Source organism: Telluria sp. LT2P34, assembly GCF_059685915.1.
The window spans coordinates 35,431-48,952 of the sequence record NZ_JCASIN010000005.1; the positions used below are offsets into that span (position 1 = coordinate 35,431).

At 66.2% G+C, this 13,522-nt stretch carries 11 protein-coding genes; 4 read left to right on the forward strand and 7 right to left on the reverse strand.

Annotated elements, in window-relative coordinates:
- Positions 1-108 precede the first annotated feature (108 nt).
- The gene (locus AC56KZ_RS14515; RefSeq protein ID WP_497162887.1) at positions 109-2,745 is read left to right on the forward strand and encodes a DNA topoisomerase III; all 2,637 of its coding nucleotides are present in this window, start codon (positions 109-111) and stop codon (positions 2,743-2,745) included.
- A 139-nt stretch (positions 2,746-2,884) separates the two neighbouring features.
- Here the strand turns inward: AC56KZ_RS14515 and AC56KZ_RS14520 are convergent, their stop codons facing one another.
- The 3 genes from AC56KZ_RS14520 to AC56KZ_RS14530 are packed head-to-tail and all read right to left on the reverse strand — an operon-like array spanning position 2,885 to position 7,608.
- On the reverse strand, positions 2,885-3,085 hold the full coding sequence (locus AC56KZ_RS14520; RefSeq protein ID WP_497162888.1) for an addiction module protein: 201 nt from the start codon (positions 3,083-3,085) through the stop codon (positions 2,885-2,887).
- A 52-nt stretch (positions 3,086-3,137) separates the two neighbouring features.
- Positions 3,138-6,704: an ABC transporter permease gene (locus AC56KZ_RS14525; protein ID WP_497162889.1), complete on the reverse strand. Its 3,567-nt coding sequence runs from the start codon at positions 6,702-6,704 to the stop codon at positions 3,138-3,140.
- 1 nt (position 6,705) lies between these two features.
- Positions 6,706-7,608: an ABC transporter ATP-binding protein gene (locus AC56KZ_RS14530; RefSeq protein ID WP_497162890.1), complete on the reverse strand. Its 903-nt coding sequence runs from the start codon at positions 7,606-7,608 to the stop codon at positions 6,706-6,708.
- Positions 7,609-7,847: 239 nt separating this feature from the next.
- Here AC56KZ_RS14530 and coq7 point away from each other — a divergent pair, with 239 nt between their 5' ends.
- Positions 7,848-8,492, forward strand: a complete 645-nt coding sequence (gene coq7 / locus AC56KZ_RS14535) for a 2-polyprenyl-3-methyl-6-methoxy-1,4-benzoquinone monooxygenase (protein WP_497162891.1) — start codon at positions 7,848-7,850, stop codon at positions 8,490-8,492.
- Here coq7 and AC56KZ_RS14540 read toward each other — a convergent pair whose 3' ends face one another.
- From AC56KZ_RS14540 to AC56KZ_RS14555, 4 genes are read right to left on the reverse strand one after another with little or no spacing between them, the layout of a single operon-like run.
- On the reverse strand, positions 8,493-8,918 hold the full coding sequence (locus AC56KZ_RS14540; protein ID WP_497162892.1) for an OsmC family protein: 426 nt from the start codon (positions 8,916-8,918) through the stop codon (positions 8,493-8,495). It abuts the gene before it with no gap.
- 39 nt (positions 8,919-8,957) lie between these two features.
- On the reverse strand, positions 8,958-10,166 hold the full coding sequence (locus AC56KZ_RS14545) for an ABC transporter permease (RefSeq protein WP_497162893.1): 1,209 nt from the start codon (positions 10,164-10,166) through the stop codon (positions 8,958-8,960).
- Positions 10,163-10,894, reverse strand: a complete 732-nt coding sequence (locus AC56KZ_RS14550) for an ABC transporter ATP-binding protein (RefSeq protein ID WP_497162894.1) — start codon at positions 10,892-10,894, stop codon at positions 10,163-10,165. Before AC56KZ_RS14550 ends, AC56KZ_RS14545 begins: the two co-directional genes overlap by 4 nt.
- Before the next feature lie 13 nt (positions 10,895-10,907).
- The gene (locus AC56KZ_RS14555) at positions 10,908-12,350 is read right to left on the reverse strand and encodes an alpha/beta fold hydrolase (RefSeq protein ID WP_497162895.1); all 1,443 of its coding nucleotides are present in this window, start codon (positions 12,348-12,350) and stop codon (positions 10,908-10,910) included.
- A 333-nt stretch (positions 12,351-12,683) separates the two neighbouring features.
- On the opposite strand from AC56KZ_RS14555, the gene rplM reads away from it, so the two are divergent.
- Together rplM and rpsI are read left to right on the forward strand one after the other, a co-directional pair.
- On the forward strand, positions 12,684-13,112 hold the full coding sequence (gene rplM / locus AC56KZ_RS14560) for a 50S ribosomal protein L13 (protein WP_192053289.1): 429 nt from the start codon (positions 12,684-12,686) through the stop codon (positions 13,110-13,112).
- 9 nt (positions 13,113-13,121) lie between these two features.
- Complete coding sequence (gene rpsI, locus AC56KZ_RS14565) at positions 13,122-13,514, forward strand: 30S ribosomal protein S9 (protein ID WP_497162896.1); 393 nt, start codon at positions 13,122-13,124, stop codon at positions 13,512-13,514.
- Positions 13,515-13,522 lie beyond the last annotated feature (8 nt).

Here is a 13,522-nt window from a genome sequence, read left to right on the forward strand (position 1 = left end):
CATTCGGGACTGTTACTACTAAGACACGAGACCCTGCACACCGGTCCGCTCCCGGAGCCTGTATGATGCGCAGGCCAAACACCTAATATAAGTACGACGAGAAACTTTATGACCAAAACCCTCATCATCGCCGAGAAGCCCTCCGTCGCGAATGACATCGCCAAGACGCTCGGCGGCTTCACCAAGCACGATGAGTATTTCGAAAACGACGAATACGTCCTGTCGTCGGCCGTCGGCCACCTGCTGGAAATCGCGGTGCCCGAGGAATTCGATGTCAAGCGCGGCAAATGGAGTTTCACGCACCTGCCGATGATTCCGCCGTACTTCGCGCTGAATCCGATTGCAAAGACCGAGTCGCGCTTGAAAGTGCTGAACAAGCTGATCAAGCGCAAGGACGTCACCGCCCTCATCAACGCATGCGACGCGGGCCGCGAAGGAGAACTGATCTTCCGCCTGATCGCCCAGAATGCAAAAGCGAAACAGCCGGTGAAACGCCTGTGGCTGCAGTCGATGACGGCCAACGCGATCAAGGAAGGTTTCAAGCAGTTGCGCAGCGATGAAGAAATGCTGCCGCTGGCCGACGCCGCGCGCTGCCGCTCGGAAGCGGACTGGCTGATCGGCATCAACGGCACCCGTGCGATGACGGCCTTCAATTCGAAAGAGGGCGGCTTCTACCTGACCACCGTCGGCCGCGTGCAGACGCCGACCCTGTCGATCGTGGTTGAGCGCGAAGAAAAGATCAAGAAGTTCGTCTCCCGCGATTACTGGGAAGTGCGCGCTGAATTCGTCTGCGCCGCTGGCGTCTACGAAGGGCGCTGGCTCGACCAGAAGTTCAAGAAGGACGAGAACGACCCCGAGAAGCGCGCCGAGCGCCTGTGGAGCAAGACGGCCGCCGATTCGATCGCCGCCGCCTGCCGCGGCAAGCAGGGCGTGGTCACCGAGGAATCGAAGCCGACCACCTCGATGGCGCCGGCCCTGTTCGACCTCACCAGCCTGCAGCGCGAGGCCAACGGCCGCTTCGGCTTCTCGGCCAAGAACACGCTGGGCCTGGCCCAGGCCCTGTACGAAAAGCACAAGGTGCTGACCTACCCGCGTACCGATTCGCGCCACCTGCCGGAAGACTACATCCAGACCGTCAAGGAAACGATGACGGCGCTGGCCGACACGAATAACTACAACCAGTTCGCGAAACAGGTCAGCAAGAACGGCTGGGTCAAGCCGAACAAGCGCATCTTCGACAACACCAAGATCTCGGACCACTTCGCGATCATCCCGACCGGCGTCGCCCCGAAAAATCTGAGCGAGCCCGAGCAGAAGCTGTACGACCTGGTCACGCGCCGTTTCCTCGCCGTCTTCTTCCCGCCGGCCGAGTTCCTGGTCACGACCCGCTTCACCGAAGTGTCGGGCCACCAGTTCAAGACTGAAGGCAAGGTCATGACGAACCCTGGCTGGCTGGCCGTCTACGGCAAGGACACCACGGGCGACGACAAGGATGGCGCCACCCTGGTGCCGGTGGCCAAGGGCGAGAAGGTTCTCACCGATAAAATCACGGCGAATGCCCTGGTGACGAAACCGCCTGCGCGCTACAGCGAGGCGACCTTGCTGTCGGCCATGGAAGGCGCGGGCAAGCTGCTCGACTCGGACGAGCTGCGCGATGCGATGGCCGGCAAGGGCCTAGGCACGCCGGCGACGCGCGCGGCCATCATCGAGGGCCTGCTCAACGAAAAATACCTGATCCGCGAAGGCCGCGAACTGATCCCGACCGCCAAGGCATCGCAACTGATGACCTTGCTGCGCGGCCTCGGCGTGAACGAACTGACGGCGCCGGAACTGACGGGCGAATGGGAATACAAGCTGTCGCAGATGGAGAAGGGCAAGATTTCGCGCGAAGAGTTCATGCGCGAGATTGCCCAGATGACCCAGATCATCGTCAAGCGCGCCAAGGAATACAGCAACGACACCATCCCCGGCGATTACGCCACCTTGACGACGCCGTGCCCGAACTGCGCCGCCGTGGTCAAGGAAAACTACCGCCGCTTCGCCTGCACCAAGTGCGACTTCTCGATGAGCAAGACGCCGGGCAGCCGCCAGTTCGAGATCAACGAGGTCGAAGAGCTGCTCGAAAAACGCACCATCGGTCCGCTGCAGGGCTTCCGCTCGAAGATGGGCCGTCCGTTCGCGGCGATCCTGCGCATCGTGCGCGACGAGGACATCAGCAACTTCAAGCTCGAATTCGATTTCGGCCAGGACCAGGAAGGCGGCGAGGACGGCGAGGGCGTCGACTTCACCGGCCAGACCGCGCTCGGGCCCTGCCCGAAATGCTTTGGCGGCGTCTACGAGATGGGCCTGGCCTATGTCTGCGAGAAAACCGTGGCCAAGCCGAAGACCTGCGATTTCCGCAGCGGGCGCATCATCCTGCAGCAGGAAATCCTGCCCGAGCAGATGGCCAAGCTGCTCAACGACGGCAAGACCGACCTGATGCCCGGCTTCGTATCGCAGCGCACGCGCCGCGCGTTCAAGGCCTACCTGGTGCGCGCCAAGGATGGCAAGATCAGCTTCGAGTTCGAGGAGCGCAAGGCCAAGCCCGGCGCCAAGCCGAAAGCCGGCGCGCTTGCCGACGCCGAAGGCGGCGAGGGCGTTGCCGTGGCAGCCAAGGTGGCGAAGAAGCCGGCGGCGAAAGCCGCCGCCAAAAAGCCGGCCGCAAAGAAGGCCGCGGCCAGGAAAGCGCCGGCCGCCAAGAAATAAGGCGCTTCACCGGCACGAAAAAAACCGCAGCCCTCGGGCTGCGGTTTTTTCATATTCGGGGTATCGGTTTTGTTTGCTGCGCCTACCCGGATCGGGTAGGCCGGGCAGCGTCAAGGCGCTGCACGCGCCGCAGCGCGGCTTATTCCTGCCAGTCCTGCAGTGCGCGGATCGCCGCTTCGCCGTTGCGGATCGCCCTGACGCGGCGAACCACTTCCTCGCGCAATGCCTCGTCGGCATCGGCGCCGTCCAGCCCATCCACATCCTGGAGCAGTATGCGTAGCACCTCGTGCCGTTCAACGACACTCAATAGCTGAATTTTTTCGCAGACTTCGTCAAGCATGGTAGACATCATTGGCCTCACTAATAATTGTAACCCGATAATAACGCGAGTTCTAACGGATGTCGATCATTACCATGTTGTCGGCCGGTTTCTTGTCGATCAGTTTGTAGTCGGGATCGATGCCTGCGCGTGCGGGGCGTGCGGCGACCACGAAACTCAGGACAAGCTGTCCCTGGTTGACCATGCGCCGCTCGCGCAGCAGCGGTTTTCCGTCGGCGTCGTCGATGCCGAATTCGATGCTGTCGGCCAGCGGCATCGCCTGCTCGAGCGCGCCGCCGACGCGCAGCTTGCCGGCGCTGGCACGTAGCGTCACCTCGTAGCGGCCGTCGGCGCGCAGGCGGGCGACGGCGCTGTCGGCGCGGTTCTCGTAGAAGACGATGGCGTCGAACAGGTCGTCCACGAGATAGGCCTTGTTGGGCAGCGCGGCCGCACGCAGGGCGCGGGCAAGGCCGGCGAAGGTCGGCGCCGCAGCATCAGGTGTCGACAGCTCCCTCAACATGCTCCGCAGTATGCCGTTCAGCTTTTCCTCGCCCAGCACGTCCTGCAGCAGGTACAAGGCCATGCCGCCCTTGCGCTGGCCCAGCCAGGGCTCCGCCGCGCCGGTCGCCTGCGCCAGCGGCAGTTCGCGGCCGGAGGCCAGTGCGCGGCCCATCAGGTAGGCGTGCAGGTCGTGGCGCAGGTAAGGCCGCATGGCGGGCGCGCCGAAGCTGCGCCGCACCGCCATCAGGGCGGTGTACTCGGCCAGGCTGTCGGCCAGCACGCCCTCGGGCAGCTGCTGGCCCCACCACTGGCGCGCCGTCGTCCATGCACCCATGTAGAAGGGATAGTCGATGGCGCGGCGCCCGGGTGACGCGGCGCGCGTGTCGGCGCGGGCGATGAAGGCGCCATCCTCGGGCAGCGCCAGCATGCCGGGGAAGGCGCTCGCCTGGCGGACGGCCATCGCCGCCGCGCGCGGCGTCTCGACCAGGCGCAGGTCGTGCAGGGGATACGGGCCGAAATGGCGTGTGCCGTAGTCGAGCACGGCGCTGGCGCCGCGCAGCAGGGGCTCGACATTGCGCTCGTGCCGGGGCTGGAAATAGGCATCGATCGCGACGTCCTGCCAGCGTTCGTGGCGCACCGCATAGCGGCTCGAGGCGATCGCATAGTTGTCCAGGATCGGCGCCTCGGCCCGGTAATGGAAGTGGCGCCGCCCTTGCGCGACCCATTCGCGTTCGAGGGCGCCGGGAGCGACCGCGATCTGGTCGGCGGCGGTGCTGATCAGGGCCGAGAACGCAATGCGCCCGGGAAGCGCGGTGGCGGCCTGCGGCGCCCTGCCTGCTTGCGGGTCGCGCGCCGGCAGGCCGTGGCGGCGGCGGTCGCGCGCATCGACCAGCTCGACCGCGCGCTGGTAGCCGATGCGCGGCAGTGCGTCGTGCGTGAACCAGGTTGCGTTGGCGGCGACCAGGGTGTCGCTGCCGATGCCGAGCAGTCCGCCCGGCGCCTGGCTGAGATCGAAGTCGAAGCGGATGCTCGCGCCCGGCGCCAGCGGCGTGGCCAGCCGGTAGTGGAACAGGCCGCGCGCGCGGTCGGCCACCAGCAGCCGCGCCGGTTTGCCGAGGCGCCCGACAAGGTCGGCGCCCGGCGCCTGGTAGAGGATCAGGTCCGCCAGTGGAACCGGCCCGCGGTTCTCGAGGTCGTAGCGCCCCTGGATGTTGAGCGTGCGGGTACGTGGATGGATGTCGACCCGCAGGGCCACCGCCGCCAGCGCCGGCTGCGGCAGGCCCGCCAGCTGCCGGTAGCGCGCTTCGTAGGCGGCGCGCGCCGCTTCGATGCCGTGCGTCGTGCGGTAGTTGCCGGCCACGTCGAGTTCGTACCAGATGAAGGCGCCGCTGCCCGCGAACAGCAGCAGGGCGGCGCCGAACGCGCCCAGCACCGGCAGCGTCAGCTGCTGGCGCGCCATGCGCCAGCGGCTGCGCAGTTCGGCGTTGACGCCGTGCGGCCACAGCACCACGCACAGGAGCAGCAGCAGGGATGCGGCGCCGGCCCAGTACAGCTGCAGCACGCGCTCGCGCAGCAGGTGGTGGCCGAAGCCGTTCATGCTTGAATAATCGAGGATCGGGAAGATACCCAGCAGCGGGTGGTCGATGCCGCGTCCCTGGCAGGCCAGGATCAGGGTCTGGGTCGCGGCCAGCACCGCATAGCCGAGGTATTTGCGGCTGCACAGCACCTGTACCGCGATCGACAATACCGCCAGCAGCGCATACTGCGGCAGCAGCAGCGTGAACAGGTACTGGAAATACAGGCCGGCCTCGAACGCAAAATAGCCCCGGAACACCTGGCACAGCAGCGCGCACAGCATGGCCAGCAAGAGCAGCAGCGCCTGCATGGCCACGAGCGCCAGGGTTTTCGACACGGGCGCCAGCCAGCCCGGCACCGGCAGCACGTCGAACAGCTGGGCCATGCGCGCATCGCGTTCGCGCCACACCAGCTGGGCCGCGTAGAAGGCGGTGACCAGGGGCACGAATACGCCGAACACATCGCGGATCAGTTCCAGCATCTGCCAGGTCACCGGATGGGTGCTGGCGCCGTGCAGCATGCCGGTCTCGAAGCTGCCGCTGACCACCAGCCCCATGCCGCACAGGGCGATCAGCGCGAAGGGCAGGGTCGCGACCGACTGGCGCAGGTGCAGCAGGCTTTCCCTGGCCAGGAGCAGCGCCAGGCTGCGGCGTGCGAAATCGGGGCGCTCGCGGGTATTCACGGCCGCCTGCGACAGGCTGAGCGCGGCTTCGCCGCCGCTGCTTGCCTCGCGCCCGCGCGACTCCAGGATGCCCACCAGGTGCAGTCGCCAGTAGCCCAGCAGCAGCACGGCCAGGCCGAAGCCGCACCAGGCCAGGCGGTTCGCCAGGTAGACGCCTTCGAGCAGCACCGGGCGCAGGTTGCGCGCCGGCGTCGGCCAGTATTCGGTCAGGTGCACCAGCGCCGTGGTGCCGAAGGGGTCGATCAGCGCGGCCAGCAGCTTGTAGTCGAAGTCTCGCGCCAGCGAAGGCGCGACCGTGTAGCCGATCGTCAGGACGATGCTGGCCACGTACACCGGCAGCATGCGCCGCGACAGCGCGGCCAGCACGAAGAAAATGGCGCCGAAAATGAAGACGTTGGGCAGCAGCGTGAACAGCCAGGGCAGCAGGTAGGTGCTGGCGCGGCCGGCGCCGAGACGGTCCGGATCGATGCCCGGCACGAAGCTGCCCAGCCATTCGCCCAGTGGAATACCGGCAAACACCAGCGCCAGCACGGCAAACGCGCCGACGAAGCGGCCGAACACGTAGGCGCTCTTCGGGACCGGCGCGCTGAAGAAGAAGTGGTGCATGCCGTGCTCGAAATCCTGCTGCACGGCGCGGCCCATGATGGCGGCCACCACGATCACGCCCGCGCAGCCGAGGAAGGCGCTCGACAGCGCCACCTGGCGCGGCCCGTTGATCAGCACGCGCGCGCCAAACGCCACGACGGTGTCCTTGAACACGCCGCCGGCGGCCGCCGTCCACAGCATCGCCAGCAGGACGAAAGCCCCCAGGTAGACCCAGGTCGAGACGGTACGCGCGCGCTGGCGCAGCTCGAACCCGGCGATGGCGAGCAGCGCGTTCACGTCAGCAGTTCCCGGCCTGGGTGTGGGGCCCGTAGTGGCGGCCGGCGATGGTGGCGAAGTACACGTCTTCCAGGCTGGCCTGGGCCGGTTCGAAGCCCATGCCCGGGTCGCCCTCGGCATACACGTGGATCAGCGTGCGGCCGGCGCGCAGGCGCGTCGAAATCACGGCGTGCTGTTTCTGGAACAGGGGCAGTTCGGCCTTGTCGACGAAGCGCGCCCAGATGCATTCCTCGATGCCGTCGATCAGGCGCGCCGGCTCTCCGCACAGCAGCACATGGCCCTTGTTGATGATCGCCATGTTGGCGCACAGATCGGCCACGTCCGACACGATATGGGTCGACAGCAGCACCGTCTTGTCGGCGCCGATGTCGGCCAGCAGGTTATGGAAGCGCACCCGTTCCTGCGGGTCCAGGCCAGCGGTCGGCTCGTCGACGATGATCAGTTGCGGGTCACCGATCAGGGCCTGGGCCACGCCGAAGCGCTGGCGCATGCCGCCCGAGAAGGTGCCCAGCTTCTGGTGGCGCACCTCGAACAGGTTGGTTTGCTGCAGCAGGCCGTCGACGACTTCGCGCCGCCGGCCGCGGCTGGCGATGCCCTTCAGTTGCGCGAAATGGTCGAGCAGCTCCCAGGCGCTGGTCTTCGGGTAGACGCCGAAATCCTGCGGCAGGTAGCCGAGCATGCGGCGCACGGCGTCCTTTTCGTCGAGCACGTCGATGTCGTCGGCGAAGACCGAGCCGCTGTCGCATTCCTGCAGCGTGGCGAGGATGCGCATCAGGGTCGACTTGCCGGCGCCGTTCGGCCCCAGCAGGCCGAACATCCCGGGCGGGATGTTCAGCGTGACCCGGTCCAGCGCCACCACGCCGTTGGCATAGGTCTTGGACAGATTGCGGATGCGTAATTCCATGCGGACTCCAGATGAACTTTTGCAGGGCGCAGTTTCGTTTCCGCCAAGCCTTTTTGACGCCTGCATTGTATGCGCTAACGGCTGGCTTTGCCGGGCCGGTGCGACGGGTTGCGCAGAGCGCCGGCCAGAACGCGCAAAAGCCGGAGCCAAGCGCGCGGCGCCCGCTGGCCAGCGTGGGGAGCGGCGGCCAGGCAATCCCGCGCCTATAATGGTCTTTTTCCGCGAATAACTGGAATCCTATGCGAGCGAACCGTTTCATCAGTCCACTCGACGACCTGATCGTCGGCTTCGACAAGGCCTTGCGCGTGGTCGGCGGCGTGGCATCCGCGTCGCGCCCGAACCCGGCCGCGCATGCGGTCGACTGCGAGTTCGACGAGCGCGAGCAGCGCCACAGCGCCGGCCTGATGCGCGTGAACCATGTCGGCGAAGTGTGCGCCCAGGCGCTCTACAATTCGCAGGCGCGCCATGCGCAAACACCGGCCATGCGCGCCCAGTTCGTGCAGGCCGGCCGCGAGGAAGAAGACCACCTGGCCTGGACCTCGGAGCGCCTGGCCGAGCTGGGCTCGCAACCGAGCCTGCTCAATCCGCTCTGGTATGCCGGCGCCTACGTGATGGGAACGGTGGCGGCAAAACTGGGCGACGCGCGCAGCCTCGGCTTCGTGGTCGAAACTGAGCGCCAGGTCGAGGCGCACCTGAACGCCCACCTCGATACGCTGCCCGCCTGCGACGTCAAGTCGCGCGCGATCGTCGAGCAGATGCGCCAGGATGAAGTGGCGCACGGCGCGGCCGCGCAGGCCCTCGGCGCGGCCGAGATGCCGGTGCCGGTGAAGCTGGCCATGCGGGCGATGGCGAAGGTGATGACGACGACGGCGTATTACGTGTAATTACGGCGCCTCGACGACCTCGAAGGAAGTCGTCAGCTCCGCCGTCGCGGCCATCATGATCGAGGCCGAGCAGTATTTCTCGTGCGAGAGCTTGATGGCGCGCTCGACCGCCGCCGGCTTCAGGCCGCGGCCGCTGACCACGAAGTGAAAATTAATCTTCGTGAACACCTTCGGATCCGTTTCGGCGCGCTCGGCCTGCAGCGTGACCTCGCAGCCGAGCACGTTCTCGCGCCCGCGCTGCAGGATCAGCACCACGTCGAAGGCGCTGCAGCCGCCGGTACCGGCCAGCAGCATTTCCATCGGCCGCGGCGCCAGGTTGTGGCCGCCGGCCTCGGGCGCGCCGTCCATCGCCACCATGTGGCCGGTGCCGGTCTCGGCGCGAAAACCCATGCCCGAGGGGCCGTTCCAGCTGACTTTGACTTCCATCTGCATCTCTCCGGTGTGATCGTGGCGGTATTGTAAGCCTCACACCGCCAGCACGTAGCGCTCGCTCTTCATGCGCCAGCTGGCGAAGGCCACCACCGCCAGCATCGGCAGTGCCGCGCTCACGAAGGTCATCAGGAAGGGCAGGGCGCCGACCTCCACGCCTTTCGACAGTTCGCGCAGCAGCGTCTGGTTCGACAGCATCGGCACGGCATACATCCAGAGCGAGGTTTTCAGCTCCATCATCGACACCACGACGCCGGGCAGCATCGGCAGCAGCAGTGCGATGCTGAGCAGGCTTTGCGCTTCCTTGAACGACTTGGCGTTCATCGCCAGCGCGATCTGCAGCGCCGCCGCCAGCAGCGCCAGCGGCAGCGCGACGATGCAGACCAGGGTGATGTCGAACCAGGTCAGGCTCCAGGACATGCCGAGTTCTTCCAGCGGCAGCCAGAGCAGCACCGCGTGCGCCAGCAGCAGCTCCAGCGTGAGGCCGGCCACGGCCAGGGCGCCGGCCATCAGCCACTTGCCGGTGACGATTTCCCAGGCCCGCGCCGGCTGCGCCATCAGCACTTCGAGCGAGCGTCGTTCGCGCTCGCCGGCGGTGCTGTCGACCGCGGCCGACATGCCGCAGAAGAAGGCGGGGAAGAACAACATGCTGAGCATGCTGCCGATCAGGCCGGCCGAGCGCGAGGCATTGGTGCCGGTGTCGTAGCGCTGCACCTCGATCGGCGCCAGGGTAGCCGGCGATACGCCGTGCGCCAGCAGGCGCGCGCTGGCGACGTTGCTGCTGTAGGCCTTGAGGACATCCTCGACTTCGCGCCGCTGCGCGCCCTTTTCGGCGGCCGAGTCGAACCACAGTTCGATCCGGGCCGGGCGCATGGCGGCATAGTTTTCGGCGAACTTGTCGGACAGGCGCAGCACCCCGGCCACCTTGCCGGTGTCGAGCAGGGCCTCGATGGCCGGCTCGTCCATCTGTGCGCTGTCGACGACCGTGATGTTCTTTTGCTTGAGCTGCGCCATCAGGGTCGGCGCCCTGGCCGCGCCGATCACCGCCAGCTCGACGCCTTCGCGCTCGGAGCGGGTGGCGCGGTCGATGATCTGGTTCAGCATGACGCCGAGCAGCACCGGGTACATCAGCGTCACCAGCACCAGCAGGCCGACGTTGCGCTTTTCGCGCATGGTTTCGCGGAGTTCCTTGAGGAAGATGACCAGGAAGGGAGGTTTCGAGCGCGGCTTCGGATTCGTCTTCATGCTGCGATCCCTTCTTCGCCGACCAGGCTCACAAAAGCATCTTCGAGGCTGGCAATGCCGGTGCGGGCGCACAGTTCGAGTGGAGAGCCCTGAGCCACCGTGTGCCCCTTGGCGATGACGATCACGTCATCGCACAGGTGCGTCACTTCCTGCATCACGTGGGTGGCCATGACGACGCAGCAGCCGTCGGCGCGCAGCGCCAGCAAGGCGCGCCGCAGCGCACGCGTGCTCATCACGTCAAGGCCGCGGCTCGGTTCGTCGAGCAGCAGGTTGCGCGGGCGGTGCAGCAGCGTCCTCGCCAGCGCCACCTTGATGCGCTGGCCCTGCGAAAAGCCCTTGGTGCGGCGCTCCAGGATGTCGTCCATCGCCAGCAGTTCCGACACTTCCTCGATCCGGGTTTTCAGCGGTGCGCCTTTCATGCCGTTGAGCTCGCCGAAATACGTGAGGTATTCGCGGGTGGAGAGGCGCTCGTACAGCCCGAACTGGTCGGTCAGGAAGCCGATGTTGCGGCGAACCGTGAGCGGGTCGATTTCCGGATCGACGCCGTCGATCGAGATCCTGCCGTGGTCGCGCTTGAGCAGGCCCACCAGGGTGCGCAGCAGGGTGGTCTTGCCGGCGCCGTTGGGGCCGAGCAGGGCCGTGATCTGGCCGTCGCGCGCGCTGAAACTGACGCCGCCGAGTGCCTGCACCTCGCCGAACTGTTTACGTACATCGTGTACTTCGATCATGGCGAACTCGTTTTCAGGGTTGCGGCCCGGCGCTGCCGAGCTGGAAGGTCGGGGCCGGGATCTCGGCCAGGCATCTGGCGTCGAGCTGTGCGCCCGGCTTGTCGAGGAATTCGCGCATCAGCCGCGGCATGCAGCCGAGCTGTGAAATGCCGTGGCCGGCGTTTGTCACCACCAGGTGGCGCGCGCTGCCCATGTGACGGGCCGCGGCCTCGGCGCGCCGCGGCGGCGTCACCGGATCGAGCGCGCCCGACAGCAGCAGGGCCGGCGCGGCGATCCGGGTCGGCGCTGCATACGGCACGGCCGGCACGTTCATGGTCTTGCAGATGGCCGGCATGCGCTCGGCCAGCGCGCGCGTCAGGAGGGCCGCGTCGTCCTTCATCAGGCTCGGGGTCATGCGCGGCACGTCCTCGGCGCAGATCACGGCCAGGTGCAGCAAAAAGGCGCTGCTCGACTCGGTGGTGAGGTCGCCGCCGATGTTCTGGCGCGCGACGAAGGGCTCCCAGCGCCCTTGGTAAGCGCTGTGGATCAGGAAGGGCAGGCGGCGGGCGTCGGCCGGCGAGTACAGGATGCTGTGGACGGTGCCGGTGAAGCGCTCCCCGGTCATGGTCAATGTCGTCGGCTGCGCCGTGCGCGGGTTGGTGATCGCCAGTTTGATGCCGGCGTCGGCGCGCGCGGCCAGCGTGTCGAATTCGGCGCGCAGGTTCGGATACGCCTTCTTGCAGCCGGCGTCGCTCGCGCAGTGCGCGAACAGCTTGTCGAGCGCGGCCTGGCCATCGCGCCCTCCCGCCGGAATGACCTGGTCGGGCGCGGCCACGCCGTCCAGGATCAGCGCGCGCACGCTGGCGGGGAAGGCGCGCGCATAGGCCTGGGCCAGGCGGGTGCCGTAGGAGCCGCCCCAGACGTTGACCTTGCCGTAGCCGAGCGCAAGCCGCACGGCGTCGAGGTCGCGCGCGGCGTTGGTCGTGGTGTAGGCCGCAAACGGGGCGCGGCTGCCGGTGATGCATTTGCTTACTTCGATTTCGAGTTCGGCGTCGCTCATTGTCTCGTGCTCGGGCCGGCTTTCGCAATCGAGCTTGCCCGACAGCCCGGTGCCGCGCTGGTCGATGAAGACGATGTCGCGCGTGGCGCGCACCCGCTTGAAGGCGGCCGACAGCAGGACGATGACGTCGCTGCCGGCCTGGCCGGGCCCGCCCGCGAGCACGAACAGCGGGTCGCTGCGGGCGCCTTCGCGGAAGGCCGGCGCGATCGTCACATGCAGCTTGAGCGCTGCGCCCGCGGGCCGTGCGTAATCGAGGGGAACCGCAACGCTGATGCAGCGCAGTGCTTCTTCCACGCCGGGCAGGTGGCAGCTGCGCGCGGCGCTGGTGCTGGCAGGGGCGGCCGGGGCGGCCGATGCCGGGCCCGACGCTGCGAACAGCAGTGCAAGCAGGGTAGGCAGGATGGGGCTGGTTTTCACAAAGACTCCTCAGGCAATGCACTCATAATAAATTCGCATCGTTTCCGTGGTCAACTGATAGTTTCGTGAGGGAATGAATGAACGAGTCTAGCCAGCCGCGCAAAGGATTGCTTGCGTAATCGCAACCTGACAGAGCCTGACCCGCATGTGGATGGAGAACCACATGCCAGGGCCGTGTTGCGGGCGGCAAGCGGGCAGGCGCCTTGACCCGCCATGGCTGGGTGAGGTATGATCGTCGGCTTTCCATTTGCTCTGGAAAAGACAATAAGGCAGAGTCCGCAGTTACGGTTGCGGAACCACCATTTGAGCAATTTATTTATTTAGGAAGTCAACATGAAAACTTTTTCCGCTAAGGGCCATGAAGTCCAGCGCGACTGGTTCGTGATTGACGCGACGGACTTGGTCCTCGGACGTGTTGCCAGCGAAGTGGCACTCCGACTGCGCGGCAAACACAAACCGGAATTCACTCCTCACGTCGATACCGGTGACTACATCGTCGTCGTCAACGCAGGCAAGCTGCGTGTGACCGGCACGAAAGCCACCAACAAGACCTACTACCGTCACTCGGGCTACCCGGGCGGTATTTACGAAACCAACTTCCTGAAAATGCAACAGCGTTTCCCGGGCCGCGCGCTCGAGAAGGCTGTCAAAGGCATGCTGCCGAAGGGCCCACTGGGCTACGCAATGATCAAGAAGCTGAAAGTGTACGCGGAAGGTTCGCACCCGCACGCAGCTCAGCAACCACAAGCACTGACCCTCTAAGGAACTGACATGATCGGTAACTACAACTACGGCACCGGCCGTCGCAAGAGTGCAGTCGCTCGCGTGTTCATCAAAGTCGGCACTGGCCTGATCATCGTGAACGGCAAGCCTGCGAACGAATACTTCTCGCGCGAAACCGGCCTGATGGTCATTCGCCAGCCTCTGGAACTGACCGGCAATGTCGAGCGTTTCGACATCAAGGTCAACGTCCATGGCGGCGGCGAGTCGGGCCAGGCTGGCGCCGTGCGTCACGGCATCACCCGCGCACTGATCGACTATGATGCAGGCCTCAAGGGCGACCTGGCACGTGCCGGTTTCGTCACCCGTGACGCCCGTGAAGTCGAGCGTAAGAAAGTCGGCCTGCGTAAAGCACGTCGCGCCAAGCAGTTCTCGAAGCGTTAATCGCCTCG